Annotated in this window: 30 protein-coding genes; 8 read left to right on the forward strand and 22 right to left on the reverse strand. The window is 69.5% G+C overall.

Going from position 1 to position 24,938, the window contains the following annotated elements:
* Positions 1-51: 51 nt before the first annotated feature.
* The 3 genes from Tharo_RS18065 to Tharo_RS02575 are packed head-to-tail and all read left to right on the forward strand — an operon-like array spanning position 52 to position 1,998.
* Positions 52-183, forward strand: a complete 132-nt coding sequence (locus Tharo_RS18065) for a hypothetical protein (protein WP_281257418.1) — start codon at positions 52-54, stop codon at positions 181-183.
* Entirely contained in the window at positions 176-1,054 is an 879-nt protein-coding gene (locus Tharo_RS02570) for an ATP-binding protein (RefSeq protein ID WP_107219874.1), read from the forward strand. Before Tharo_RS18065 ends, Tharo_RS02570 begins: the two co-directional genes overlap by 8 nt.
* Positions 1,051-1,998, forward strand: a complete 948-nt coding sequence (locus tag Tharo_RS02575; RefSeq protein ID WP_107219875.1) for a Nudix family hydrolase — start codon at positions 1,051-1,053, stop codon at positions 1,996-1,998. The genes Tharo_RS02570 and Tharo_RS02575 overlap by 4 nt, the downstream gene beginning before the upstream one ends.
* A gap of 10 nt (positions 1,999-2,008) precedes the next feature.
* Here Tharo_RS02575 and Tharo_RS02580 read toward each other — a convergent pair whose 3' ends face one another.
* From Tharo_RS02580 to Tharo_RS02635, 12 genes are all read right to left on the reverse strand, one after another.
* A complete protein-coding gene (locus Tharo_RS02580) occupies positions 2,009-2,224 on the reverse strand; it encodes a DNA gyrase inhibitor YacG (RefSeq protein ID WP_107219876.1) in 216 nt (71 codons plus the stop codon).
* 64 nt (positions 2,225-2,288) lie between these two features.
* Complete coding sequence (gene zapD / locus Tharo_RS02585) at positions 2,289-3,044, reverse strand: cell division protein ZapD (protein WP_107219877.1); 756 nt, start codon at positions 3,042-3,044, stop codon at positions 2,289-2,291.
* Positions 3,045-3,131: 87 nt separating this feature from the next.
* Positions 3,132-3,755 (reverse strand): dephospho-CoA kinase, encoded by a 624-nt coding sequence (coaE, locus tag Tharo_RS02590; protein WP_107219878.1) that lies wholly within the window; start codon positions 3,753-3,755, stop codon positions 3,132-3,134.
* A 16-nt stretch (positions 3,756-3,771) separates the two neighbouring features.
* The gene (locus Tharo_RS02595; RefSeq protein ID WP_107219879.1) at positions 3,772-4,587 is read right to left on the reverse strand and encodes an SPOR domain-containing protein; all 816 of its coding nucleotides are present in this window, start codon (positions 4,585-4,587) and stop codon (positions 3,772-3,774) included.
* 54 nt (positions 4,588-4,641) lie between these two features.
* Positions 4,642-6,006: a TrpB-like pyridoxal phosphate-dependent enzyme gene (locus Tharo_RS02600; protein ID WP_107219880.1), complete on the reverse strand. Its 1,365-nt coding sequence runs from the start codon at positions 6,004-6,006 to the stop codon at positions 4,642-4,644.
* 32 nt (positions 6,007-6,038) lie between these two features.
* Complete coding sequence (locus Tharo_RS02605) at positions 6,039-6,782, reverse strand: type III pantothenate kinase (protein ID WP_107219881.1); 744 nt, start codon at positions 6,780-6,782, stop codon at positions 6,039-6,041.
* Positions 6,779-7,615, reverse strand: a complete 837-nt coding sequence (locus Tharo_RS02610) for a biotin--[acetyl-CoA-carboxylase] ligase (protein ID WP_107219882.1) — start codon at positions 7,613-7,615, stop codon at positions 6,779-6,781. The genes Tharo_RS02605 and Tharo_RS02610 overlap by 4 nt, the downstream gene beginning before the upstream one ends.
* A gap of 209 nt (positions 7,616-7,824) precedes the next feature.
* Complete coding sequence (ntrC, locus tag Tharo_RS02615; RefSeq protein WP_107219883.1) at positions 7,825-9,249, reverse strand: nitrogen regulation protein NR(I); 1,425 nt, start codon at positions 9,247-9,249, stop codon at positions 7,825-7,827.
* A gap of 67 nt (positions 9,250-9,316) precedes the next feature.
* Positions 9,317-10,378 carry a nitrogen regulation protein NR(II) gene (gene glnL / locus Tharo_RS02620; RefSeq protein ID WP_107219884.1) on the reverse strand — a complete coding sequence of 354 codons (1,062 nt, stop codon included), beginning with the start codon at positions 10,376-10,378 and terminating at the stop codon, positions 9,317-9,319.
* A 54-nt stretch (positions 10,379-10,432) separates the two neighbouring features.
* Positions 10,433-10,906 (reverse strand): DUF4124 domain-containing protein, encoded by a 474-nt coding sequence (locus Tharo_RS02625; RefSeq protein WP_107219885.1) that lies wholly within the window; start codon positions 10,904-10,906, stop codon positions 10,433-10,435.
* Between the two features lie 135 nt (positions 10,907-11,041).
* Positions 11,042-12,451 carry a type I glutamate--ammonia ligase gene (glnA, locus tag Tharo_RS02630; RefSeq protein ID WP_075147033.1) on the reverse strand — a complete coding sequence of 470 codons (1,410 nt, stop codon included), beginning with the start codon at positions 12,449-12,451 and terminating at the stop codon, positions 11,042-11,044.
* A gap of 220 nt (positions 12,452-12,671) precedes the next feature.
* Complete coding sequence (locus Tharo_RS02635; RefSeq protein WP_107219886.1) at positions 12,672-13,853, reverse strand: cation diffusion facilitator family transporter; 1,182 nt, start codon at positions 13,851-13,853, stop codon at positions 12,672-12,674.
* A 61-nt stretch (positions 13,854-13,914) separates the two neighbouring features.
* Between Tharo_RS02635 and Tharo_RS02640 the strand changes: the two genes are divergently transcribed.
* The 4 genes from Tharo_RS02640 (at position 13,915) to clsB (ending at position 17,497) form a co-directional block, all read left to right on the forward strand.
* Positions 13,915-14,367 carry a rhodanese-like domain-containing protein gene (locus tag Tharo_RS02640; protein ID WP_107219887.1) on the forward strand — a complete coding sequence of 151 codons (453 nt, stop codon included), beginning with the start codon at positions 13,915-13,917 and terminating at the stop codon, positions 14,365-14,367.
* Between the two features lie 98 nt (positions 14,368-14,465).
* Complete coding sequence (nadA, locus tag Tharo_RS02645) at positions 14,466-15,566, forward strand: quinolinate synthase NadA (RefSeq protein WP_107219888.1); 1,101 nt, start codon at positions 14,466-14,468, stop codon at positions 15,564-15,566.
* A 27-nt stretch (positions 15,567-15,593) separates the two neighbouring features.
* Positions 15,594-16,343, forward strand: a complete 750-nt coding sequence (locus Tharo_RS02650; RefSeq protein WP_107219889.1) for an endonuclease/exonuclease/phosphatase family protein — start codon at positions 15,594-15,596, stop codon at positions 16,341-16,343.
* A complete protein-coding gene (gene clsB, locus Tharo_RS02655) occupies positions 16,343-17,497 on the forward strand; it encodes a cardiolipin synthase ClsB (RefSeq protein ID WP_107219890.1) in 1,155 nt (384 codons plus the stop codon). Before Tharo_RS02650 ends, clsB begins: the two co-directional genes overlap by 1 nt.
* 5 nt (positions 17,498-17,502) lie before the next feature.
* On the opposite strand, the gene Tharo_RS02660 is transcribed toward clsB, so the two are convergent.
* Together Tharo_RS02660 and gluQRS are read right to left on the reverse strand one after the other, a co-directional pair.
* Complete coding sequence (locus Tharo_RS02660) at positions 17,503-17,928, reverse strand: CoA-binding protein (RefSeq protein ID WP_107219891.1); 426 nt, start codon at positions 17,926-17,928, stop codon at positions 17,503-17,505.
* A gap of 95 nt (positions 17,929-18,023) precedes the next feature.
* Positions 18,024-18,935 carry a tRNA glutamyl-Q(34) synthetase GluQRS gene (gluQRS, locus tag Tharo_RS02665; protein ID WP_107219892.1) on the reverse strand — a complete coding sequence of 304 codons (912 nt, stop codon included), beginning with the start codon at positions 18,933-18,935 and terminating at the stop codon, positions 18,024-18,026.
* A gap of 140 nt (positions 18,936-19,075) precedes the next feature.
* Between gluQRS and Tharo_RS02670 the strand changes: the two genes are divergently transcribed.
* Positions 19,076-19,480, forward strand: coding sequence for a c-type cytochrome (locus Tharo_RS02670; protein ID WP_107219893.1), 405 nt, complete (start codon positions 19,076-19,078; stop codon positions 19,478-19,480).
* Positions 19,481-19,591: 111 nt separating this feature from the next.
* Here the strand turns inward: Tharo_RS02670 and Tharo_RS02675 are convergent, their stop codons facing one another.
* Genes Tharo_RS02675 through Tharo_RS02710 form a run of 8 tightly spaced genes read right to left on the reverse strand, consistent with a single transcriptional unit; the run spans position 19,592 to position 24,921 of the window.
* On the reverse strand, positions 19,592-20,224 hold the full coding sequence (locus tag Tharo_RS02675; RefSeq protein ID WP_107219894.1) for a nitrous oxide reductase accessory protein NosL: 633 nt from the start codon (positions 20,222-20,224) through the stop codon (positions 19,592-19,594).
* Positions 20,221-20,592, reverse strand: coding sequence for a toxin-antitoxin system TumE family protein (locus Tharo_RS02680; protein ID WP_107219895.1), 372 nt, complete (start codon positions 20,590-20,592; stop codon positions 20,221-20,223). Before Tharo_RS02680 ends, Tharo_RS02675 begins: the two co-directional genes overlap by 4 nt.
* Positions 20,589-20,861, reverse strand: coding sequence for a hypothetical protein (locus Tharo_RS02685; RefSeq protein ID WP_107219896.1), 273 nt, complete (start codon positions 20,859-20,861; stop codon positions 20,589-20,591). Before Tharo_RS02685 ends, Tharo_RS02680 begins: the two co-directional genes overlap by 4 nt.
* A gap of 5 nt (positions 20,862-20,866) precedes the next feature.
* Positions 20,867-21,406 carry a nitrous oxide reductase accessory protein NosL gene (locus Tharo_RS02690; RefSeq protein ID WP_107219897.1) on the reverse strand — a complete coding sequence of 180 codons (540 nt, stop codon included), beginning with the start codon at positions 21,404-21,406 and terminating at the stop codon, positions 20,867-20,869.
* A gap of 33 nt (positions 21,407-21,439) precedes the next feature.
* Entirely contained in the window at positions 21,440-22,255 is an 816-nt protein-coding gene (locus tag Tharo_RS02695; RefSeq protein WP_107219898.1) for an ABC transporter permease, read from the reverse strand.
* 11 nt (positions 22,256-22,266) lie between these two features.
* Positions 22,267-23,211 (reverse strand): ABC transporter ATP-binding protein, encoded by a 945-nt coding sequence (locus Tharo_RS02700; protein WP_107219899.1) that lies wholly within the window; start codon positions 23,209-23,211, stop codon positions 22,267-22,269.
* Entirely contained in the window at positions 23,183-24,484 is a 1,302-nt protein-coding gene (locus Tharo_RS02705; RefSeq protein ID WP_107219900.1) for a nitrous oxide reductase family maturation protein NosD, read from the reverse strand. Before Tharo_RS02705 ends, Tharo_RS02700 begins: the two co-directional genes overlap by 29 nt.
* Positions 24,485-24,492: 8 nt before the next feature.
* Positions 24,493-24,921 carry a transcription regulator gene (locus Tharo_RS02710; protein ID WP_107219901.1) on the reverse strand — a complete coding sequence of 143 codons (429 nt, stop codon included), beginning with the start codon at positions 24,919-24,921 and terminating at the stop codon, positions 24,493-24,495.
* Positions 24,922-24,938 lie beyond the last annotated feature (17 nt).

Below are 24,938 nucleotides of genomic sequence, written 5' to 3' on the forward strand. Positions count from 1 at the left end.
CGTTCAATTTTCCAGTATATCCGGTCGCGGACCGGAGCCCGGAGGCGCGCGATGTGGCTGATCCTGCTCGAGGCCGGGCTCGCCCTGCTGCTGCTCGCGCTGATGGTCTGGAGCACGTGGCCGAAGCGCTCCCGGCGCGGACGGACCCGCCGGGACGACTCCGACGAGCACGACGATGAATGAATTCGCAGATCTGCTGAGCCGCGCCGAACGTGTCCTCGAGCGCCTCGAAGCCCTCTTGCCCGGGCCGCTGCGCGCCCCCGACTGGGCCGCGGCGACCGCTTTCCGCTGGCAGCGCCGCCACGGCCGCAGCGAGCTCCGGCCGGTACGCCAGCCCCATCGCATCGCCCTCAAAGACTTGCACGATGTCGATGAGCAAAAAGCGCGGATCGACCGCAACACCCGGCAGTTCCTCGCCGGGCGTCGCGCCAACAACGTCCTCTTGACCGGTGCCCGCGGAACCGGCAAATCTTCCTTGGTCAAGGCGCTGCTCAACGAGTACGAAGCACGGGGGCTGCGCCTGATCGAGGTGGACAAGGCCGACCTCGTCGACCTGCCCGACATCGTCGACCTCCTCGCCGGCCGTCCGGAACGCTTCATCCTGTTTTGCGATGACCTGTCCTTCGAGGAGGGCGAGGATGCCTACAAGGCCTTGAAGAGCGTGCTCGACGGCTCGGTGTCGGCGCTGTCGGACAACGTCCTGGTCTATGCGACTTCGAACCGCCGCCACCTGATGCCCGAGTACCACGACGAAAACCTGCAGGCGCGTCACCTCGATGGTGAAGTCCATCCGGGCGAGGCGGTGGAGGAGAAGATCTCGCTCTCGGAACGCTTCGGCCTGTGGGTCTCCTTCTATCCTTTCACCCAGGACCAGTATCTCGACATCGTGGCGCACTGGCTGAAGGCGTTCGGCGTGCCGAAAAAGGCGATCGTCGCCGCCCGTCAGGAGGCGCTGCAGTGGGCGCTGATGCGCGGCTCGCGCTCGGGGCGGGTGGCCTGGCAGTTCGCCCGCGACCACGCCGGCCGGCTCGAAGACGAGGGGTGTGGGCGATGACGCACAAGCGGGTGGAGGTGGCCGCCGGTGTGCTGCTGCGCGCCGACGGCGCCTATCTGCTCGGCCAGCGCGCGCCCGATACCGTGTATGCCGGCTACTGGGAGTTCCCCGGCGGCAAGGTCGAGCCGGGCGAGACGCCGGCGCAGGCCTTGTGCCGCGAGCTCGACGAGGAACTCGGCATCCGCGTCACCCGCCTGCGTCCCTGGCTGCGGCGCGAACATCGCTACGAGCACGCCCACGTGCGCCTGCACTTTTTCGAGGTGGTCGCCTGGGAAGGCGAGCTCGACGACAAGGTACACAGCGCGCTGGCCTGGCGTCGCCCCGGAGAGGCGGCCCCCGAGCCGATGCTGCCGGCCAACGGGCCGATCCTGAAAGCGCTGCGCCTGCCGCGCATGATGGGCATCACCCAGGCGGCGCAAGTCGGCGTCGATGCCCAACTCGCCGCGCTCGAGCGGGCGCTGGAGCGCGGACTGCGGCTGGTGCAGCTGCGCGAGCGCGGGCTCGACCCGGCGGCGCGCGAAGACTTCGCGTGCGCGGCGCTGGCGCGCGTTCATGCGCGCGGCGGACTGCTGCTGATCAACACCGACGCCGGGCTGGCGCAGCGCATCGGCGCGGACGGCGTTCACCTGCCGGCGGATCGCCTGATGGCAACGTGTACCCGGCCCGGATTCGAATGGGTCGGGGCTTCGTGCCATTCGCGCGCCGAGCTCGAACATGCGGCCGCCCTCGGGCTGGATTACGCGCTCCTCGGCCCGGTGCGGCCGACCACGACCCATCCCGGTGCGCCGGCCTTGGGCTGGCCGGGATTCGCCGGTCTGGCGGCCGGTCTGCCGGTGCCGGTGTTCGCCCTGGGAGGGCTGGGGGAACGAGACATGGAGCCGGCCCGGGACGCCGGTGCCCACGGCATCGCCGCGATCCGCGGGGCCTGGGCGGCGGCGGAGTGAGCATTCGGCCTCAGCGGCCCGCGCTGCTGTCGGGGAGGTGCTGATCGCCGCCGGCGCTGTCGCCGTCCGGCGGCGACGTCGGGACGCGGTACGCCTCCGAGGCCCAGGCCCCGAGGTCGAGCTGGCGGCAGCGGGCCGAGCAGAACGGCCGGTAGCGGCTTGCGGCCTGCCAGGCGACCGCTTTCCCGCAGCCGGGGCAGGTGACCGTGCGGATCGTGTCGTTCATTGCGGGGCTCATGGAGAGGGCCGGCATGTGCGCGGCAATGGACGGGAGGGCGGGCGGGAAGGCGTCACAAGCTGCAGAATGCGAGTTCGAAGGAAACGTCGCGCTCGGCCTGGCGCGGGCGGGCGATCGTTTCCGGGAGCATGAAGCGGATGTTCAGTGCGTACTTGTTGGCGCTGATTTCGGGCACCGCGGCTTCGGCCGGGGCCAGGCGCAGGCGCACCATCTGCGCGCTGCGTCCGGCCATCGTCAGCTGGAAGGCGCCGTTGCGCGCGAGGTGGGTTTCGGGGCGGCTGCTCGCCCGCAGCAGGCGCAGCACGATCTCGATGCCGTCGCGGATCGGCGTCATCGGCTGTATCCAGGTCGCCAGGTCGCGGCGCCGCGCCTCGGGGTCGCGGTTCAGCCAGTAATGGTAGGAGGGCAGGTCGAACTGGCACACGCCACCGGGAATCGCGGCGCGGCTGCGGATGCCCATCAGCCATTCGTTTTCGCGCAGGTACTGGCCGATCTTCCCCGCCATCGCCAGCAGCCCGGACGAAGCCTGCTCGATTTCGTAGAGTGCGCCGGACAGGGCTTGTTCCGAAATGTCGGGGTTGTCGCGGAAGGACATCAGGATCTGGCGCTGGCGTTCGAGCTCCTGCACGAGGTCGACCTTCAGGTCGGCGCGCCCCGCCACTTCCAGCGTCTCGAAGATCGTCAACAGGGCGACGTGATGGTCCTGCGGGGCATCGTTGGCGCAGAAGTGCCCGAGCTTCAGGAACAGATCCTCGAGACGCAGCAGGGTGCGGATGCGTTCGTTGAGAGGATATTCGTAGCTAATCACTGCACTCTATCCGCAAGTTTCGCGCCCTCGAAAATTCGGCCGATGATAGCACAGCGCCTGTCGTCCGCCGGCCGCCGCGCCGCCGCCTCAAGGGCGCGCGGCGGCGGCGCAGTAGGCCGAGTGCAGGGCGTCCACCTGGCGCTGGAGGGCGGCGAGCGAGCCGCTGTTGTCGATGATGTCGTCGGCTGCGGCGAGACGGTCCGCGCGGCTGGCCTGCACCGCCATGATCGCCCGGACCTGGCTCTCGGGCAGGCCGCTGCGCGCCATCACCCGTTCGATCTGCTGGGTTTCGGGGCAGTCCACCACGCAGATGCGGTCGCAGCGCTCGCGATAGCTGCCCGACTCGACCAGCAGGGGAACCGCGAGGATCACGTAGGGGCCGCTGGCCGCGCAGCACAGGCGCGCGCTTTCGGCGCGGATCATCGGATGGAGGATGGCCTCGAGCTGTTGTCGCGCCGCGGGCTGGGCGAACACCCGTGCCCGCATCGCCGCCCGGTCGAGGCTGCCGTCGGTGGCGATCAGAGCGTCGCCGAAGCTGCGGCGGATCGCCTCGATGGCGCCGCCGCCCGCTGCGGTCAGGGTATGTGCGATCTGGTCGGTGTCGACGATGCTCGCACCGAGTGCGGCGAAGCGCTCGGCCGCTGCGCTCTTGCCGCTGCCGATGCCGCCGGTGAGGCCGACAATGAAAGGACGGAAGGAAGGTTCGGACATAGGGAGTAGCCGTGCTTCAGTCGGTGTGCGGGGGGAGGGCATCGCAGCTCCGGCGGTGCGGCTCGAAGCCGTCCGCCGCCGATTCGATAGTGGATCCGGCGGCGGATCCGGCAGCGGGCGGAAGCCGGGCTTCGATCCGGTAGACGGTCTTGGGGCGCGGTTCGATGGCGGCGTCGCCGATGCCTTTGGCGTAGAGCTGGTCGCGCAGCCGGTGGGCGCGGCGTTCGGTCTTGAAGACCCCGAGCGAGATCGCGAACTGGCTGGGACCGGCTTCCTGGACGATGAAGGTGTCGCGGATGCCCTGGGCGTGCAACCGGCGCTGGCGCTGTTCGGCGGCGCTGCGGTCGTGCGCGGGGGGGATGCGCACCCACCAGGCTTCGATCCGGCTGTCGGCGTGACGAACGGGCTCCACTCCCTGCTGGCGCAGCCGGTCGGCGAGCCGTGCGGCCTCTTCCTCGCCGAGCTCGACCCAGGCCAGGCAGGCGGGAGGTGGTGGGGCGGAGTTGCCGGCTGCGTCGCTCCCGGCAACGGGCTCATCGTCGGCGGGCTCATCGTCGGCGGGCTCATCGTCGGCCGCGGCGGCGAGTCCCGCTTCTTCGGCAGGCGGCAGCCCGTCGGTGGCCGGGACCGCTGTGCGGGGGGCGGCTTCGGTGCCGCCGCCATTCGTGGCGGGTTGGGCCACGGCATCGCCGGCGAGGCGGATGCGCTCGGGGGCGAGCTGGGCGGCGAGACGCTCCGCTTCGCCGCGCGCAGCGGCGCCGCCCAGCCCGCCGCGGATGGCGGCGAGGGCGAGGGCGTTGAGCAACAGCAGCAGGATGATCAGGAAGCGCACGTTCGTCGTTCGTCCGGTCTTGCCCGCGCGGCAGCCTCTGCCGGCGGGCCTTGGTCAGCCCAGCCGGGGCAGATGGGCGAGCGAGGCGGCGACCGCGTCGGCCGGGTAGTCGTAGTTTTCGAGCTGACCGGAGAAGTAGCGCTCGAACGAGCTCATGTCGAAATGCCCGTGGCCGGTGAGGTTGAACAGGATGGTCCTGCTTTCGCCGCGCGCCTTGCACGTGAGCGCCTCGTCGATCGCCGCGCGGATCGCATGGCAGGACTCCGGCGCCGGGATGATGCCTTCGGCGCGGGCGAACTGCACGCCGGCCTCGAAGGTGGCGAGCTGGGGCACGGCGGCGGCTTCGATCAGGCCTTCGTGGAACAGCTGCGATACCAGTGGCGAGTCGCCATGGTAGCGCAGGCCGCCGGCGTGGATGCCCGGCGGCATGAAGTCGTGGCCCAGCGTGTACATCTTCATCAGCGGCGTGAAGCCCGACGCGTCGCCGAAGTCGTAGGCGTACTGGCCCTTGGTCAGGGTCGGGCACGAGCTCGGTTCGACCGCGATGCAGCGCAGGTCCTGCGCGCGCCGGTCGCCGGCGGCTCGGTCGGCGAGGAAGGGAAAGGCGATGCCGGCAAAGCTCGATCCGCCGCCGCAGGGGCCGATGACGATGTCGGGGTAGAGGCCGACCTTGTCGAACTGCTTCTTCGCTTCGAGGCCGATGATGCTCTGGTGCAGCACCACATGGTTCAGCACCGAGCCCAGGGTGTAGTTGGTGTCGGCGCGGCTGGCGGCCTCTTCTACCGCTTCCGAGATCGCGATGCCGAGCGAGCCCGGGTTGTCCGGGTCCTCGGCGAGCAGGCGGCGGCCGGTGTCGGTGAGCGCGGACGGGCTGGCGAACACTTCCGCGCCCCAGGTCTGCATCATCAGCCGGCGATAGGGTTTTTGCCCGTAGCTGACCTTGACCATGTAGACGCGTACCTCCAGCCCGAACATCTGGCCGGCAAAGGCGATCGACGAACCCCACTGGCCGGCGCCGGTCTCGGTGGTCAGGCGCTTGATTCCGGCCTGGCGGTTGTAATAGGCCTGTGGCACCGCCGAGTTGGGCTTGTGCGAGCCGGCCGGGGAGACGCCTTCGTACTTGAAGAAGATCTTCGCCGGGGTGCCCAGCGCCTGTTCCAGGCGCACCGCGCGCACCAGCGGGCTGGGCCGCCACAGGCGGTAGATCTCGCGCACTTCCTCGGGAATGGCGATCCAGCGCTGGGCGCTCATTTCCTGTTCGAGGATGGCGCCGGGGAAGATCGCCCCCATCTGCTCGGGGGTGGCCGGTTTGCCGTCGGGGCCCAGCGGCGGTGCGGGCGGGGTAGGCAGGTCGGCGACGACGTTGTACCAGTGGGTCGGAATGTCGGCGGCGTCGAGCAGGATGCGGGTGGCTTCCATCGTGTGTTCTCCCATCGCGGATGCGTTGTGGTTCAGTGTTCGTCGTGTGCGGCAGCGAGCGCGCCGAGGCCGGACAGCGCCAGGTTGTCCACCCGGCGCAGCGGAATTTCGAGCAGCCCGGCGAAACTGTCGGCGGCGCCGCCGCCGAGCAGGCACAGCGCCTGCGGTTCGCCGGCGATCTGGCGGAACATGCGCTCGACGGCGCCGGCCTGGGCCTGCAGGCAACCCGAGCGGATGGCGTCGACGGTGCGCCGCGGCATCGGCGTGAAGCGGCCTTCGGCCAGCGGCAGCTGGGCCGTGCCGTGGGCGAGGGCCTGCTGCATCAGTTCGACCCCGGGCAGGATCAGGCCGCCGAGGAAGTCGCCGTCGGCGGTAAGCAGGTCGACTGTGGTCGCGGTACCGGCGCTCACCACGAGGCAGGCGTGCGGGTGCAGGCGGTGGGCGCCGATGAGGGCGGCCCAGCGGTCGGCGCCGAGCCGGGCCGGGGCCTCGTAGAGGTTGCGCACGCCGCCGCATGCCGCGCTCGGACGCAGCCAGTCGAGGGCCAGTCCGGCGCAGGCGCGGGCGATCGCGGCGGCGACTTCGGTGCCGGCGACGTTGCAGCCGAACGCGCGCCGCAGGCCGGGATGGCGGCTGCGGACGGCAGCGAGTGCGGTGGTGAGGGCGGCGAGCCGGTCGTGCGCGAGCGCCCCTTCGTCGACCGCCTGCAGCGGCTCGGCGGCGGCGACGACGCGCCACTTGACGCGGGTGTTGCCGGCGTCGATGAGCAGGATCATGCGCCGGCTCCGGGCGGCAGCGGGCGCAGCGAGACGTCGCCGGCGAGCACGCGCTGGACGCCGTGTCCGGTCCGCAGGAGCAGGGCGCCATCGACGTCGACGCCGGCGCAGAGGCCGGTGAGGGTGTCGTTTTCACCGTGGATGCAGACCGGCAGATCGGCGAACGCGTTGCGCTGCTGCCAGGCGCTGCGCAGGGGGGGGAAACCGGCTGCAGCGAAAATGTCGAGCAGCGGGTGGAGTTCGCCGAGCACGGCGGCGAGCACCGCACTGCGGGTCGGCAGGGGGTGGCCGGGGGGCTGCTCGAGAACCCGGTCGAGCGCGGTGACCGGGATCGCTGCGGGTAGATCGATGTCCGCCGGCAGGCGCAGGTTGATGCCGATGCCGATCACCGCAGTGAGGGCGCGCCCGCGCGCGGGGAGCAATTCGACCAGGATGCCGGCGAGCTTGGCGCCGTGGACCAGCACGTCGTTCGGCCACTTGAGCTGCACGCCGGGCACGCCGAGGCGCTCCAGCGCGCGCGCGAGCGCCAGGCCGGCGACCAGCGACAGCCCGGCCGGCTGCGGCGTGCCGGGGGGGAAGCGCCACAGCGCCGAGAAGGTCAGGCTGGCATCGTCCCACGACAGCCACGGCCGGCCGCGGCGGCCGCGCCCGGCGCTCTGGCGGTCGGCGACGAGCACATGGACACGGCCGTCGTCGGCCGGCGGGGCGTCGAGCAGCGCGCTGTTGGTCGAAGCGCACTCGGCCACCCAGCGCACCTCGAACGCGCGCGCCAGGCTGCCGAGGCGGGCGGCGAGGGCGTCGAGGTGTTCGCCGGCCTGGGGCGAGGCGGACATCGACGGCGAGGGGGGCATCGACGGCAGAGCGGGGGACGAAGGGGCGGCGGGCGGCAAGACAGGGATCCGGCGGAGAAAGCGGAAGCGGCATTATCCGTCATCCCGCGGCGGCACACGAGCCCGGGCGCGGAACAGCCCGGGGCGCGGACGGCGCAAGGGCGGGCGCCCGCACCGCCGCCGGCTCCCGGCCCGGCGGCGGTACGCCGGCTTCAGTGCGGAGTGTCGCCGCCGTCCGCGCCGCGCTCCTCGTCCATGCCGAGTTCCTGGATCTTGCGGGTGATGGTGTTGCGGCCGATCCCGAGCAGGTGGGCGGCCTCGATGCGGCGGCCGCCGGTGGCGGCGAGGGCGCGCCGGATCAGGGTGCGCTCGAACTCGTGGGTCAGGCGCTCGAACACCTTGCCGGGGGTGGCGGCGATCAGGCGGTCGGTTTCGGTGCCCAGGCCTTCGAGCCAGCTCGTCGGCGTTTCGCGCCCGGGCTGATCGCGCATTTCCGGCGGCAGGTCGGCCACTTCCACGACCTGGGCCGGCGCCATGACCGTCAGCCAGTGGCACAGGTTCTCGAGCTGGCGGACGTTGCCGGGGAAGGGCTGGCTTTGCAGGTACTCGATTGCGGCGTCGGAAATGCGCTTGCGCTCGACGCCGAGATCCTGCGCGCTGCGCTGGAGGAAATGGCGCACCAGGAGCGGAATGTCCTCGTGGCGTTCGCGCAGCGGCGGCAGGCGCAGGCGGATGACGTTGAGGCGATGGAACAGGTCTTCGCGGAACAGGCCCCGGTGTACGCGCTCTTCGAGATCCTGGTGGGTCGCGGCGATTACCCGGACGTTGGCGCGGATCGGCTGCTGGCCGCCGACGCGGTAGAAGTGGCCGTCGGACAGGACGCGCAGCAGCCGTGTCTGCAACTCGGCGGGCATGTCGCCGATCTCGTCGAGGAACAGGGTGCCGCCGTCGGCCTGCTCGAAGCGGCCGCGGCGCTGGGTGGCGGCGCCGGTGAAGGCGCCGCGCTCGTGGCCGAAGAGTTCGGATTCGAGGAGGTCGCGCGGAATCGCCGCGGTGTTGATCGCGATGAAGGGGGCGTCGCGGCGCGGGCTGTGGCGGTGCAGGGCGCGCGCGACCAGCTCCTTGCCGCTGCCCGACTCGCCGTTGATCAGCACCGTGGCGTGGGAGTGGGCGAGGCGGCCGATGGCGCGGAACACTTCCTGCATCGCCGGCGCCTGGCCGAGGATTTCCGGGGCGAGCGGAGTTTCCTCGGCTGCACCGTTGTGGTGCGCGCCTTGTTCGAGGGCGCGTCGCACCAGCGCCACCGCCTGATCGACGTCGAAGGGCTTGGGCAGGTATTCGAACGCACCGCCCTGGAACGCCGCCACCGCGCTGTCGAGGTCGGAATACGCGGTCATGATGATCACCGGCAGCTGGGGGTGGCGGGTTCTCACCTTCGCCAGCAGGTCGAGGCCGGATTCGCCGGGCATGCGGATGTCGGACAGGAGCACCGCGGGAGGCTGCGGCGCGCGCTCGAGTTCGGCGAGGGCGTCGAGCGCCGAGCTGAAGCTGAGGTGGCCGATGCCTTCGCGGTCGAGGGCTTTTTCCAGCACCCAGCGGATCGAGCGGTCGTCATCGATGATCCAGACCGTATTCATGTTCGTATGCACTATTGTGGTGCGTCGTGAACGTGTTTGCGGCCGGGCAGGCGGGCCGCAAGCGCGTTCAGGCGCGGTCGGTAATCGGCAGCAGGATCGTGAAGCAGGTCCGCCCCGGGCGGCTATCGACGTCGATCATGCCCTGATGTTGCTCGATGAAGCTCTGCGCCAGGGAGAGTCCCAGTCCGCTGCCGTCGTCCCGCCCCGAGACCAGCGGATAGAAGATCTTGTCGCGGATCTCCGCCGGAATGCCGGGGCCGTTGTCGATCACTTGCAATTCCAGTGCCAGCTTGTAGCGGCGCTTGGCGAGCGTGACCTGGCGGGCGATGCGGGTGCGCAGGCGGATCTCGCCGCTGCCGCCGAGGGCCTGGGCGGCATTGCGCACGATGTTGAGCACGGCCTGGATCAGCTGCTCACGGTCGGCGGTGAGCTCGGGCAGGCTGAGGTCGTAGTCGCGCTCGATGTCGAGGGCGGGGAACTCGGCGAGGATCAGCCGGCGCACGCGCTCGAGGACGTCGTGGAGATTGAGCGGCGCCGGCCGCATCATGCAGTGGGAGCTGAGCAGGCGGTTCATCAGCTCCTGCAGGCGGTCGGCTTCGGCGATGATGACGTCGGTGAATTCGCGCAGCTGCGGGTCGTCGAGTTCGTGCTGGAGCAGCTGGGCCGAGCCGCGGATGCCGCCGAGCGGGTTCTTGATTTCGTGGGCGAGGTTGCGGATCAGCTCGCGGTTGGCCTGCTGCTGGTGCAGCAGCTGCTCCTCGCGGGCGACCCGGAGCTGGGCATCGATCGGGCGGAACTCGAGCAGCAGGCGCACGCCGGCGGCTTCCACCGGGGTCACCGTGCAGTCGAGCCGGATCGGTTCGGTGCCGCTGCGGCCGATCGTCAGGTCCTGCCCGGTATAGCTCCAGTTGGTGCGCAGGGCGTTGTCGAGGGCGGCGCCGAGCCCGGGCGGGGTGCCGAGCAGGCGGGCGAGCGGCTGGCCGAGGAGTTTGCGCTGGCTGATCGCGAACAGGTTTTCCGCGCCGGGATTGATGTAGCGGATGAGCAGCCGTTCATCGACGAGGACGACGGCGGAAGACAGTAGCTCGAGTCCGGCGAAAGGGCCACTGGCGGAAGGAGGAGGTGACATGAGCGCGTCCTGGGAGTCTTCCAATCGACATGCAAGATACGCGCCAGGCCGGGGTCATCGAAGAGCGGAAATCTCCCGGCGCAGCGCTTCGATGTTGCGCTTGTGCAGTTCGACCTTGTCCTTGAACGGCTGCAGGCGGTCGAGCACCTTCTGATAGTTGCGCTCGCCGCCGAAACGGACCGCTTCCTGTTCGGCGAGCGCCTTCTCGGCTGCGGCGAGCGCGTTTTCCTCGGTACTCAGCTCGTTCTCCAGGACCTGGCGCCGGGTGTCGTCGCGTGCGCGCTGGTCGGCCGGATTGACCCGCGGAAAGGCGGCCACCGGTGCGGCGCTTGCGGCCGGGCGTGACGCCGGGGCCGGCACCGAGGAGACGGCCTGGTCGGACTGCAGGCGGACGCAGTTGCGTGCCAGGGTGGGATCGTTGGTGTAGGTCACCCGGCCGCTGGCGTCGATGCACTTGTAGACCTCGGCGTGAGCCAGAGTGCTCGCACTCGCAAACAGGAACAGCGGAAGGAGTCGGAACGATCGCATGCGTGTTTCCGGGAAGCCGCCGGCATCTGGGCCGTCCGGTGGACTCCCCGCCCCTTGCGGAATGAAGGCCGATTAGACCCCAGAAAAAAAGGACGGGCAATGCCCGTCCTTTTCGACCGCGGTGCAATCCGGAGATTACAGGCTGTAGTACATGTCGAACTCCACCGGGTGGGTGGTGATGCGCATGCGGTCGACTTCTTCCATCTTGAGCGCGATGTAGGCGTCGATGAAGTCGTTCGAGAACACGCCACCGCGGGTGAGGAACTCGCGGTCCTTGTCGAGATACTCCAGTGCCTGGTCGAGGCTGGTGCACACCGTCGGGATCAGCGCGTCCTCTTCCGGCGGCAGGTCGTACAGGTTCTTGTCGGCCGGATCGCCCGGGTGGATCTTGTTCTGGATGCCGTCCAGGCCCGCCATCATCAGCGCCGAGAAGGCCAGGTAGGGGTTGGCCAGGGGGTCCGGGAAGCGCGCCTCGATGCGGCGGCCCTTCGGGTTGGCAACGTAGGGGATGCGGATCGAGGCCGAACGGTTGCGTGCCGAGTAGGCCAGCTTGGTCGGGGCCTCGTAGTGCGGCACCAGGCGCTTGTACGAGTTGGTGCCGGGGTTGGTGATCGCGTTGAGCGCGCGGGCGTGCTTGATGATGCCGCCGATGTAGTACAGCGCGGTCTCCGACAGGCCGGCGTAGCCGTTGCCCGCGAACAGGTTCTGACCGTCCTTCCAGATCGACTGGTGGACGTGCATGCCGGAGCCGTTGTCGCCGACGATGGGCTTCGGCATGAAGGTGGCGGTCTTGCCGTACTGGTGGGCGACGTTATGCACGATGTACTTCAGCACCTGGGTCCAGTCGGCGCGCTGGGTCAGGGTGCTGAACTTGGTGCCGATCTCGCACTGGCCGGCGTTGGCCACTTCGTGGTGGTGCACTTCGACGGGCACGCCGCAGGCTTCGAGCGCGAGCACCATCGCGGCGCGCACGTCGTTGAGGCTGTCGACCGGCGGCACCGGGAAGTAGCCGCCCTTGACGCGCGGACGGTGGCCGGTGTTGCCGCCTTCGAACTTGTCGGCGGTGGACCAGGCGGCCTCTTCGGAGATGATCTTGCTGTACACGCCCGACATGTCGACCGACCATTCGACCGAGTCGAAGATGAAGAACTCGGGCTCGGGGCCGAAGAAGGCGGTGTCGCCGATGCCGGTGCTCTTCAGGTAGGCCTCGGCGCGCTTGGCGATCGAGCGCGGGTCGCGGTCGTAGCCCTTGCCGTCGGACGGCTCGATGACGTCGCAGGTCAGCACCAGCGTGGTTTCGTCGAAGAAGGGGTCGATGTAGGCCGAACCGGCTTCGGGCAACAGGACCATGTCGGACGCCTGGATGCCTTTCCAGCCCGCCAGGGAAGAGCCGTCGAAGGGGTGGCCGTGCTCGAAGTGATCTTCCTCGAAGGCCGAAACCGGCAGGCCGACGTGGTGCTCCTTGCCACGGGTATCGGTAAAGCGCAGGTCGACGAAGCGCACTTCGTTTTCCTGGATCAGCTTCATGACGTCTTGGGCGTTCATGTTCACTCCTGGTGAGATGAGGCGTTTTGATTGCGTTGAGCGGGTGGAGCAGCGGCCGGAGGGCGATGCGCCGGATTCGGGTGAAAAGGTTTAAGCACTAAGCGTGCCAAGTTCGTTTTAGTTCGTCGGACATTGTGCCACAAGGGAAATGCCCGAAAGCGGTGCCGGTTGGCGACGCCGTGCGCACCATATCGGTGCTTTTGCAAGGCGTCGCGCCCCGTCATGGTGCGAGCTGGCAATAGACGCGGATTGCACGGTAGCGGGGGTGGGAGCGGAGGCAGGCTTCCCGGCGCCGGGCGAGGGCGTCCAGCGCCGCAGGGGGAAGCGGCGCGGGGAGGATGATTTCGACTTCCACGCGCTGGCCGAGGTAATGGATCTGGACCCGTTTCGGTGCCGGCGCGTCGGCGCCCAGCAGCGCGCGCACCTCCTCCAGGATCTCGGCCCGTTCGGGCAGCGGGCCGGGGGGCGCGGCCTGCAGGTCGGCATCGTCCTCGGGGTCGATGTGCACCAGCACGTCGCGGACTTCCGGATGGGCGTTGCGCACCCGCAGATAGACCTCGTCGGAGACGCGGTGGCCTTCGGACACGGTGAGCCGGGGGTCGACCTGGACGTGGGCGTCGCACAGCACGCGGCCGGCCATGCGCCGGGTGCGCATGTCGTGCAGGCCGATCACTCCCGGCGTGGTTTCGATCGTGTGGCGCAGGCGGGCGAGTTCTTCCTCCGGCAGGCCGGTGTCGATCAGTTCGCGGACCGCTTTCCACGCCAGCCTGAGTCCCATGCTCAGGATCAGGAAGCCGACCACGGCAGCGGCGAGCGGTTCGAGAAAAGGGTAGCCCGCCAGGCTGCCGCCGATGCCGGCGGCCACGACCAGCGAAGAGGCCGCGTCCGAGCGCGCATGCCAGGCGTTGGCTTCGAGCATCGGTGCCCGCAGCCGGTGTGCGGCCGCCAGGGTGAAACGGAACAAGCCTTCCTTGGCGGCCAGGGTGAGCAGCGCCATCGCCAGCGCCGCGGGGTGGAGCGGCGGCGCGGCGGCCATGTTCTGCAGGCGGACGCCCGAACTCCACAGGAATCCGATGCCGACCGCGGCGAGGACGGCGCCCAGCACCATCGTGGTGACCGTCTCGATACGGTCGTGGCCGTAAGGGTGGGCGGTGTCGGCCGGATCCGCGCCGCGCCGTCCGGCGATCAGGACCATGAAGTCGGTCACCAGGTCGGACAGGGTGTGGGCGGCGTCGGCGACCAGGCTGAAGGCGTTGGCGAACAGGCCGATGACGATCTGGCCCAGGGTGAGGGTGGCATTGGTCACGATCGCGATCAGCGTCGCGCGCTGGATGCCGCGGCTGCGTGCGGCGTCGGTGTCGCCGGGGCGCGGGGAGGGGACGATGGGGGCGGGGAGGGGCATGGGGAACGGTGGGGCGGACGCGCTATACTTCGGCAATTCGCAATTCTAGACGGATGTTCGAATGGGAACCCTGTCGGATCTGTTGTCCCTCGCGCAAGAGCGCGCCGAAAGTCTCGGTCTGCCCTATCAGGGCGCGTTGACGCCGGGCGAAGCCTGGGAAGTGTGGCAGCTCGCTCCCGGCGCCAGGCTGGTCGATGTGCGCACCCGCGCCGAGCTCGACTGGGTCGGGCGCGTCCCCGGCGCGGTCGAAATCGAATGGAAATCCTATCCGTCGATGCAGGACAACCCGAACTTCATGGCGCAGCTCAAGCACCAGGTCGATTCCGAGGCGCTGGTGCTGTTCCTCTGCCGCTCGGGCGTGCGTTCCGATTCGGCGGCGCGGGCCGCCTGCGCCGCCGGTTATGGCAACTGCTACAACGTCCTCGAAGGCTTCGAGGGCGACCGTGACGCCAATGGCCAGCGCAACCGCAGCGGCGGCTGGCGCCATGCCGGCCTGCCCTGGCACCAGGGCTGACCGATCGCGCGGGCTTCGCCGGCGGAACGCAGTGTCTGCCGCCAGGTCCGAAATTCCACCGAGACAACGGAAATTCCTCCAGGAGCAGGATTCGCATCATGCAAGCCGCCACCATCAGCTTCGATCGCTTCAACGTGCTCGCCGACGACGAGGCCCAGGCGCGCATCCGCGCCGCCCGCGCCCGCCTCGGCGACAAGGCGGTGCTGCTGTGCCATCACTATCAGCGCGCCGATGTCTACCAGCATGCCGACCTCACCGGCGACTCGCTCAAGCTTGCCCGTCTGGCCTCGCAGACCGATGCCCAGTACATCGTGTTCTGCGGCGTGCATTTCATGGCCGAAGTCGCCGACATCCTGTCCAAGCCGAGCCAGATCGCGATCCTGCCCGACCTCGCCGCGGGCTGCTCGATGGCCGACATGGCCAACCTCGCGAAAGTCGAGCGCTGCTGGCGCGAGCTGGGCGAAGTGCTCGGCGCGCCCGACGAGCGGGTCGCGCCGGTGACCTACATCAACTCCGCGGCCGACCTGAAGGCGTTCTGCGGCGAGCACGGCGGCATCGTGTGCACTTCCACCAACGCGCCGACGATCCTCGACTGGGCGTTTTCCCGGCGCGAGAAAGTGCTGTTCTTCCCCGACCAGCACCTGGGGCGGTGGACCGGCTTCAAGAAGGGCATCCCGCTCGAACAGATGGTGGTGTGGGACCCCGACCTCGAATACGGCGGCCTCACGCCCGAGCAGATCCACAACGCCAAGGTCCTGCTGTGGAAGGGGCATTGTTCGGTGCACCAGATGTTCCAGCCCGCCCACATCGAGCGCTGGCGCAAGCAGCATCCGGACGGCTTCGTGATCTCGCACCCGGAGAGCAGCCTCGAGGTCTGTCGCAATTCGGACTACGTCGGCTCCACCGAGTACATCATCAACACCATTTCCGCGGCGCCGGCGAATACCCGCTGGCTGGTCGGCACCGAACTCAACCTCGTCAGCCGGCTGGCCGAGGAGATGAAGCCGCAGGGCAAGACCGTGGAGTTCATGGCGCCCACGGTGTGCATGTGCTCGACGATGCAGCGCATCGACCCGCAGCACCTGGCGTGGACGCTGGAAAACCTCGCCGAGGGCAAGGTGGTGAATCAGATCAAGGTGCCCGCGCACGAGGCCGAGCTTGCCCGCATCGCCCTCGACCGCATGCTCGCGGTGTCCTGAGGCCGCGCTTCGCCGGGGCGGGCAGCCATGACGCTGCGCGTGTGCAGCTACAACATCCACAAGGGGTTCTCGCAGTTCAACCGCCGCATGGTGGTGCATGAACTGCGCGAACGCCTGCGCAGCCTCGACGTCGATCTCGTCTTCCTGCAGGAGGTGCAGGGCCTGCACCTGGGGCATCCGGCGCGCCACCCGGAATGGCCGCTGCAGCCGCAGCACGAGTTCCTCGCTGAAGACGCCTGGCAGCAGACCGCCTATGGCGGCAACGCGGTGTACGATCATGGCCACCACGGCAATGCCATCCTCAGCCGTCACCTGATCCTCAGCACCGCCAACCAGGACGTCTCCGACCACCGTTTCGAGCGCCGCGGCCTGTTGCACTGCGAAATCGAGCTGCCACGCTTCCAGGCGCCGGTGCACTGCGTGTGCGTACACCTCGGGCTGATTGCCGGCAGCCGGCGGCGGCAGATGGCTGCCCTCGCCGAGCGCATGGAGCAGTTGGCGCCGGGCAATGCGCCGCTGATCATCGCCGGCGACTTCAACGACTGGCGCAACCGGGCCGACGAGCTGATCGGCCGCCGCCTCGGCCTCACCGAAGTGTTCGGCAGCGGTCGCGGGCAGCCGGCGCGCAGCTATCCGAGCACGCTGCCGCTGTTCCGCCTCGACCGCATCTACGTGCGCGGCTTCCGCGTCCGCCAGGCGCAGGTGCACTACGGCGCGCCATGGGCGCAGATTTCGGATCACGCCGCGCTCACCGCCGACCTGGAGCCGGTGTCCTGATGCGCTTCCTCGCCGGCAACGCGGTGGCGCTGCTGGAAAACGGCGAGCAATACTTTCCTGCGCTGGAGTCGGCGATCGACCGCGCCCGGCGCGAGCTTTTCCTGCAGAGCTACATCTTCGAGAACGACCGCATCGGGCGGCGCATCGCCGCGGCCCTGTGTCGTGCGGCCGGCCGCGGCGTGGTGGTGCGGCTGATGGTCGACGGCTTCGGTGCGCGCAGCTTCGTCGCCGGGCTGATGGCCGAACTCGCTGCGGCCGGAGTGCAGGTGCTGGTCTATCGCCGCGAACTGCGCCCCTTGTCGCTGCGCCGCCACCGCCTGCGCCGCCTGCACCGCAAGCTCGTGGTGGTCGATGGCCGGGAGGCCTTTGTCGGCGGGATCAACATCGTCGACGACTTCGAGCCGGGGGGCGGTCCGCATCCGCGCTACGACTACGCGGTCCATGTGCAAGGGCCGCTGCTCGAGCCGATCGTCGCCTCGGCCCACCGCCTGTGGCGGCTGGTGGCGTGGGCGAGCTTTCGCCGGCGCGAAGCTCTTCCGCTACTGGCGCCGCCGTGCGGTGCTCCGGCCGGCACCATCCGCGCCGCTTTCGTGCTGCGCGACAATCTGCGCTACCGGCGCGCGATCGAAGACGCCTACCTCGAGGCGATCGCCCGCGCAGAAAAGGAAATCGTCATTGCCAACGCCTATTTCTTCCCCGGCCGGCGTTTCCGCCAGACGCTCGCCGAGGCGGCGGCGCGCGGAGTGCGCATCACCCTGCTCCTGCAAGGGGTGTCCGACCATCCGATGCAGGCCTACGCGACCCGTGCCCTGTACCCGTTTTTCCTCGAGCGCGGCATCCGCCTGTTCGAGTATCACCGCAGCCACCTGCACGCCAAAGTTGCGGTGGTCGACGGCCACTGGGCGACCGTGGGCTCGAGCAACATCGACCCTTTCAGCCTGCTGATGGCACGTGAAGCGAACGTCGTGGTCGATGACACCGCCTTTGCCGGCGCGCTGCAGGCGAGCCTGGAGGCGGCGATCCGTTCTGGTGCCCAGGAGCTGAAGGCCGCCGACTGGCGCCGCCAGCCGATCCTGCGCCGCGCCCTGAGCTGGCTGTCCTACCAGCTGCTGCGCCTGGGGATCGGGATCGCCGGCTACCGCGGCCGGCACTGACGCGTTCAGCGCGCGAGCAGGCGCGCATGCTCGATCTTGGTGCAGCGATCCATCACCACTGCGAGGCCGGCGGCTGCGGCCCTGGCCGCCGCTTCCGGGGCGATCACGCCGAGCTGGAACCAGACGCTGCGGGCGCCGACAGCGATCGCCTCGTCGACGATCGGCATCACGTCTTCGGGCTTGCGGAAGATGTCGACGATGTCGATCGGCCGGGGAACGTCGTGCAGGCTCGGATAGCATCGTTCGCCCATGACCTCATCGTGGAGCGGATTGACCGGGAGGATGGTGTAGCCGGCGGCGCGCAGATAGTGCGCCACTTCGTTGCTCGGCCGCGCGGGCTTGGGCGAAAGGCCGACGACCGCGATGTTGCGGCTGTCCTGGAGCAGGCGGCGGATGGCTGCGGTATTGGCGCTGATGTCGTTCGGGTGCATTGTGGCGGGTCCTTGGGAAAACGGTTCGGGAGGCGGGCGGCAGGTCCGGTTACGACCGGGCATCGAGCCTTGCACGGGGGGCGCCGCACCCGGGTTCAGCAAAAGCCGCTGGCGACCGCCTGGCGGCAGCGCGGCACGGCAGAAAGTGACCAATGGGCTTGCGCCCACTGCCAGAGCTCGGTGAGGGAGGCATGGGCGAGGGCGTCGGGGGGATTCTGGCCGAGAAAGCGCAGTGCGGCCACCAGGGCGGCGGCTGGAGGACGGTCGCCGATGGCGCGCGCCAGCGTCTGCTTGGAGAGTTTTTCGCCCGCGATGTTGGTCGCCAGCGGCAGGTGGGCGTACTCCGGCCGCGGTGCGCCGAGCAGGCTCTGGAGGTGGATCTGGCGGGCGGTCGAATCGAGCAGGTCGGCGCCGCGCACCACGTTGGTGATGCCGGCTGCGGCGTCATCGACCACGACCGCGAGCTGGTAGGCAAACAGCCCGTCCGCACGCCGGATGATGTAGTCCCCGGCGTCGGCGGCGAGATCGACCTCCTGCGGGCCTTGCACCGCGTCGATGAAGTGGATCCGTCCATCGGCGCGCACGCGCCAGGCGCGCGCGCTGCGCCCGGGCGGCAGGCCGTCGCGGCAGGTGCCGGGATAGCGGCGCGAGCCGTCGCGCGCGGCCGGGGCGGCGGCCAGATCGCGCCGGGTGCAGGCGCAGGGATAGGCGAAGCCGCTTGCCTTCAGCTGCTCGAGCGCGGCTTCGTAGGCTTCGCCGCGGCGGCTTTGCCAGATCGGGGCCTCGTCCCATTCGAAACCGAAGCGCTCCAGCGTGGCGAGGATGTCCTCGGCGGCGCCCGGGACGCAGCGCGGCGTGTCGATATCCTCGATGCGCAGCAGCCAGCGTCCTTGATGGCTGCGGGCCTCGAGAAAACTGCCGACGGCGGCGACCAGAGAGCCGAAGTGCAGCGCCCCGGTGGGTGAGGGAGCGAAGCGGCCAGCATACAGGCGGGAACTGGAAGTCATATGCGTATGGCGTGATCGAGGTCGGGTCACGACACGATCTATTTGATTCCCATCAAGTCAATTTCCGCCGATAACTGCTAGTGTCCAAAAGATTCGCCGTGCCCATGCGGCGATTGCACATGATAAAACGGAGATTATCCATGAACAAATCCCCCTTCCTTCTCGCCGCGGCGGTTTCGGTCCTGCTGGCCGCATGTGGTGGTTCCGATTCGGGTGCGCCTGCCGCGCCTGCCGCGCCTGCCGCCGCTCCCGCCCCCGCCCCGGTTGCGGCCGCTCCTGCCGCTCCGGCCAATGCCGTCGGCGAAGGGGTGTACAAGAAGGTCTGTGCCCTGTGTCACGCCGCCGGTGTGGCCGGCGCGCCGATGCCCGGCAACAAGGACGAGTGGGCGCCGCGCATTGCCCAGGGCGAGGAAACGCTCTACAAGCATGCGCTCGAGGGCTTCACCGGCGCGAAGGGAATGATGCCGGCACGCGGTGGTGGCACTTCGCTGAGCGACGACGAAGTCAAGGCCGCGGTCGACTACATGGTGGCGAAGTCGAAGTAAGCCGGACGCGTTTCCCGTTTGTAGCGCGAACAGGGCCCTGCGGGGCCCTGTTCGCGTTGACGGCCAGGGTAACGACGGCACTGGCGTCGCGGCGCGACGCCGGGTTCGCCTTCAGTGGGTGTGATGGGCGTGGTTGGCGCTGCGCAGCCCGTCGACGACCGCGAGATCGACCTCGTCGAAGTGCAGCAGGCGGCCGCCGTGTCTGGCAATGAAGGCCTGGGCAGCGGCCGCGTCGGCGAACGCGGGCAGGTCGGGGCCGCGCATCGGGCCGCGGATGCTGGAGCCGAGGACGAAGCTCGCCGTCTGCGCATCCAGCCAGCGGCCATCGTCGAAGTTCGCGACGTAGCGTGCGGCGCCTTCCCCTGCGTCGCGCGTCGAGCCGAAACGGCGGGGATCGGCGAGGAACATGAACAGATCGACCGGCGAATCGAAGAAATGGGCGGCGCCGTCGGCGAAGATCAGCTGCGCCGCCCAGCGTGGGAAGCGCGCGGGATACATGCCGCACACCGCGCAGCGGGCGTCGGTCGGGATCGGGCGCGCTTCATGGATGCCGCGCCCGGAGGCCGGGTCGTAGGCGTGGGCGGAAGGCCGGGTCGCCGGCGGAACCACGCAGACATCGTCGATCGGCGGCTCGACGGCGTTCGCCTCGCGCTGGCCGTGCTGCCAGAACAGCGTGGCACCGGCCCCTGCTGCCAGCACGGCGCCGGCGAGCAGCAGCCTGCGCATCGGGTTGCTGGCGCTCATTGGCCGCCGCCGAGCTGCGGATCGCGCAGCAGGGCGACGACGAGCCGGCGCAGGTTGTCCTCCGGGGGGGCGTCGGTGCGCGTGACCGGATCGGCGACGATGCTGCCGTCAGCACGGTGGAAATGGTTCGGCACCGTTGCCAGCGCGGGATGGGTCGGCGCGGTGTCGATGCCCAGCTCCACCCCTTCCGGCGCCGGGTCGATGCGCCAGCGCAGTGAATAGGCATCGGCCGCCGCATAGCGGATGGTCAGCGACACGCCGTTGTTCAGGTCCAGAACGAGGGCGTCCTGGGTCAGCCGCGGCGGGCAGGCGAGCGCCTCGGCGCAGTCGGCGGCAATGTGCTCGGCGAGCAGGGGGTGCAGGTTCATCGGCCGTTGACCTCCTGCAGGCGCTGGGCCATGGCCTGGCGTGCGGCCTGGTGCGTGTCGGCGAGGATGCGGGCGGCGAGGTAGTGCTCGTAGGCCGGGTGCTCGGCCAGTTCGCCGGCGGCGATGCGCTCGATCAGTTGTGCGGGATCGCTCGCGCCGGCGGCGGCGAGCACCGCGCGGCGGTTTTCCCGCGTCTCGTAGATCAGGCGCGCGAGTTGCTGCACTTCGGCGGCGGTGTCCGGTGAAAGGGCGTCGTAGATCGAGTCCATGGTCCTTACATCCTCTGGTCGTGGAGGGCGCCGCCGTCGAGGACGACGTGGTCGGGGGTGACCTCGTCGAAGCGCAGGACGCTGCCGCCGTGTTCGGTGGCGAAGGCTTGCGCGTCGGCCTCGCGGGCGAAAGAGGCGGCGGTCGGGCCCATCGAGCCCAGGCGCTTCGAGCCGAAAACATAGAATGCGGCCTTGGCGTCGATCCAGTGGCCCTGCGGGGCGTTCCACTCGGCCTGGCCCATGTCCTGGACGAAGATCGCTGCGATGGCCCGCGCCTGTTCCGGATTGAGGTAGATATTGAACATCTCGACGGTGTCGCAGAACCAGTCCGGCTCGGTGACCCCGGTGTAGTGGATCTGCGCCTTGGGGCCGGGGTAGTCGGCGAGCAGCATGCCGTCGAGGGCGCAGCTGGTGCCGGGCTCGATTTCGAGTGCGACGACCGCGGTTTTGCCGCCGTCGCCCTGGCCGCAGGCGGCGAGCAGGCCGCTCGCTGCGGCGGCGAGCAGGAAGCGGCGGCGGGAAAGGCAGCGCTGATGGGTGCACATGAAAAGGTTCTCCGTTTCTCGTGGGGTGGTGACTCAGCGACGGAAGCGCCAGGCGGCGAGCGCGAGCGGGCCGACGATCCAACCCGCCATCACCAGCCCGAGCAGCCCGGGGCGGGCCAGCGCCGGCGGAAACACGGTGGACAGCCCGTACAGGGTGCGCACGTCGTCGAGGCTGAAGATGTTGAGGATGCGGAACACGTCGGCCGGATTGAGCAGCAGCAGGTAGGGCAGGGCCTCGCCGCCCCACTGCCCGCCGCTCAGCACCAGCGCGCCGAGCAGCAGCAGGTCGAACACGAGCACGAAGAAGAACCACAGCGCGATCGCCAGTCCCGAAGCGCGGGTGCGGTCGGCAGCGAACACCGACAGCATCACCGCCAGGCTGAGGAAGGCGCAGCCGAGCAGCACCGAGCTCGCCATGAAGCCGAAGTAGTGGAACAGTGCGGCCAGATCGAGCTGGGCAGACAGCACCAGGCCGACGAGGCCGAAGCCCGCCACGGTGGAGAAGGCGAGCGCCGCGGCGAGCCCGAGGTACTTGCCCAGCAGCAGCTCGCCGCGGGTGATCGGCATCGACAGCAGGAGTTCGAGCGAGCCGCGCTCGCGCTCGCCGACGATGGCGTCGAACCCCAGCAGCAGCGCGATCAGCGGGATCAGGTAGATCACCAGGCTGACCAGGCTGGCGATCGTGACTTCGATCGAGCGGAAACCCACCGTGCCCTGCTGGGCCGCGCCGAAGTAAGCGATCGACAGCGCGAATGCGGTGAATACCAGCGCCACCGCCAGCACCCAGCGGTTGCGGATGCGGTCCCAGAACTCCTTGCCGGCGATGGCGGCGATCTGCGCGAACTCCATGCCTGCTCCTTTCAGTCGGAAAAGCCGAAGAACACGTCTTCGAGCGAAGGTTCGTGGACGGTGAGATCGAGCACCGTGTCGCCCAGGCCGGCGAGTGCGGCGATCACCGCCATCTTGGTTTCGCGCCGGCACTGCACCGCGACGTGGTCGTCGCGCGCCTCGACCGCGCCCACCGGCAGGTGGCCGAGTGCGGCGCGTACCGCGGCGAAGTCGGCCGGGGCCACGCGCACGGCAAACCACAGCGGCAGGTCCATCTGCTCGCGCAGCGCCTGCACGGTGCCGCTGGCCTGGACCTTGCCTGCGGCCATGATCGCCAGCCGGTCCACGCGCTCCTGAATCTCGGCGAGGATGTGCGAGGTGATGACGATGGTCACGCCGGCGCTCTTCAACTGGCGCAGGATCGTATAAAAACCGCGGATCGCCTCCGGGTCGAGGCCGGTGGTGGGCTCGTCGAGGAACAGCAGCTTGGGGTCGCCGAGCAGGGCCTGGGCGAAGCCGAGGCGCTGGCGCATCCCTTTGGAGTATTCGCGGACGCGCCGGCGGGCGGCGTGGGCGAGGCCGACGCGTTCGAGCAGTTCGCCGTTGCGCGCCGCGGGCACGCCTTTGAGGCGGGCGAAGAACTGCAGCGTCTCGAGCCCGGTGAGGTTGTCGTAGAGGACGACGTTCTCCGGCAGGTAGCCGAGCTTGCGCCGCACCGCGCGGAATTCGCCGCCGGTGCCGACGCCGGCGCCGTCGATGCGGATCTCGCCCGCGGTCGCGGGGATGAGGCCGAGCATCATCTTGAACAGCGTGCTCTTGCCGGCGCCGTTGTGGCCGATCAGGCCGAACAGCTCGCCGCAGCGGATTTCCAGGTCGACGCCGTCGACGGCGCGGATCGGGCCGTAGTGCTTGTGCACGCCGCGCACCGCGATCAGCGGCGCGGCGGCGTCATTGGGGGCGGGGGAAGTGTCGGCCACGCCATTGGCTCCAGTCGGGGTTGTGCGGCAGCATCCGCGGGTTCGGGTCGACGATGCTCGGTGCGCGCAAGAGCGGGAACTGCTGGCCCACCAGGCGCAGGGTCTGCACCGCCGGGCTGGCGAGCAGCAGCTTCATCAGCGGGTGGCGCCAGGACAGGCGGTCGACGAGGTCGTTGGCCTCGTAGCGGACGTCGCCGGCGCCGTCGCCGTCGCGGTCCCAGCCCAGGTAGTTGCTCCAGTAGTTGCCCGCCTGCTCGCCCCAGGGCAGGTCGCGGGCGCCGACGTAGCGTACCTGCTCGCGGTTGAGGATGAAGTCGTTGCCTTCGACTTCGTTGTTCTTCGAGCCCGCCCACAGGTGCACGCCGACGACGTTGTCGACCACGGTGTTGCCGCGCAGGGTGTTGTATTCGGCATCGTAGATGAAGAAGCCGCGCTGGTTGCCGGCGACGACGTTGCCTTCGATGGTCGAGTCCTGGATCGTGCGCAGCATGATGCCGTGATCCGAATTGGCCCAGGCGCGGTTGTTGCGCACGGTGAGGCGGCGCACTTCCATCAGCGCGAGGCCGCCGCGGTTCATCCAGGTGTCGTTGCCTTCCCAGACGTTGTCGTAGGCGTTCATGTAGTGCGTGCCGTAGCGGCTGTGGTGCAGGCGGTTGGCGCGGAACACGGCGTCGTGCGAGACATCGACGTAGAGCGCGTCGCGCACGAAGCTGATGTTGTTGCCGAGGATCTGCGCGCGGTGGGTGTTGTAGAGCTGAATGCCGTTGCCGCGCTGCGAGGACTGGTAGTCGCGCTTGCCGGTGATCAGGTTGCCTTCGATGCGCACGTCGTTGGCCTTCTCGATCCACAGGCCGAACAGGTTGTAGCTGAGGTCGCAGTTGCGCACCATGGCGCGGTGCGAGCCGGGAAAGACGTAGATGCCCGCGTTCTGGTCGCGCAGGCTGTCGCCCGAGTCGGTCACGATCAGGCCTTCGATGGTGACGTCCTCGGCGGTGATGCGGATGGTGTCGCCCTTGAGGCCGCCCGAGATCGTCGGCCGGTCGAGCCCGCGCAGGGTCAGCGGCTTGGCGATGAGGAGGTTCTCGGCATAGCGTGCGCGCTCGATCTCGATCACGTCGCCGGGCTGGGCGCGCTCGATCGCGGCCTGGATCGACTCCCCCGCGCGCACGCGCAGCGTCGCGGCCAGGGTGTCGCCGGCGGTGACGAGGCCGAGCGCGACGAGCAGCAGGCCGGCCGCCAGTGCGCGCAGGCGCCGGACGTGGTTGGGGGACATCGCTGGGCTCAGAGCAGCAGCAGGCCGGCCGATTTGAGGCCGATGAACAGGGCGGCGCCGATCAGCAGGTTCTTGAAGCCGACGTAGCACACCATGTCCATGCGGCTGGCGCGGCGGTAACGCCGCCCCCACCACGGCCCTTCCTTGACGTAGGGCTTGGCGCCCAGGCGCACCAGCACTTCGAACACGCTCCAGCCGAACCACCAGCCGATGATGGTGCCGGCGCTGAGCTGGCCCATCGCCGCCAGCACCCAGGCCACGCTGGCGGCGGCGGCGAGCGCCAGGCTCGCCGCCTGTACCGCGCGCTGGCGCTGGAAGGCGCTGCGGCTCCATGGCCACAGGTGGTCCCAGGCTTCGGCGGCGAGACGCTTGAGCAGGCTGCCCTCGGCTGCGTACGGGGGGTGGACCGGTTCGGTCAGCATGCGCGGATCGACCATGATTCTCTCCTTGCCGG

Source organism: Thauera aromatica K172 (assembly GCF_003030465.1).
Classification (GTDB): Bacteria; Pseudomonadota; Gammaproteobacteria; order Burkholderiales; family Rhodocyclaceae; genus Thauera; species Thauera aromatica.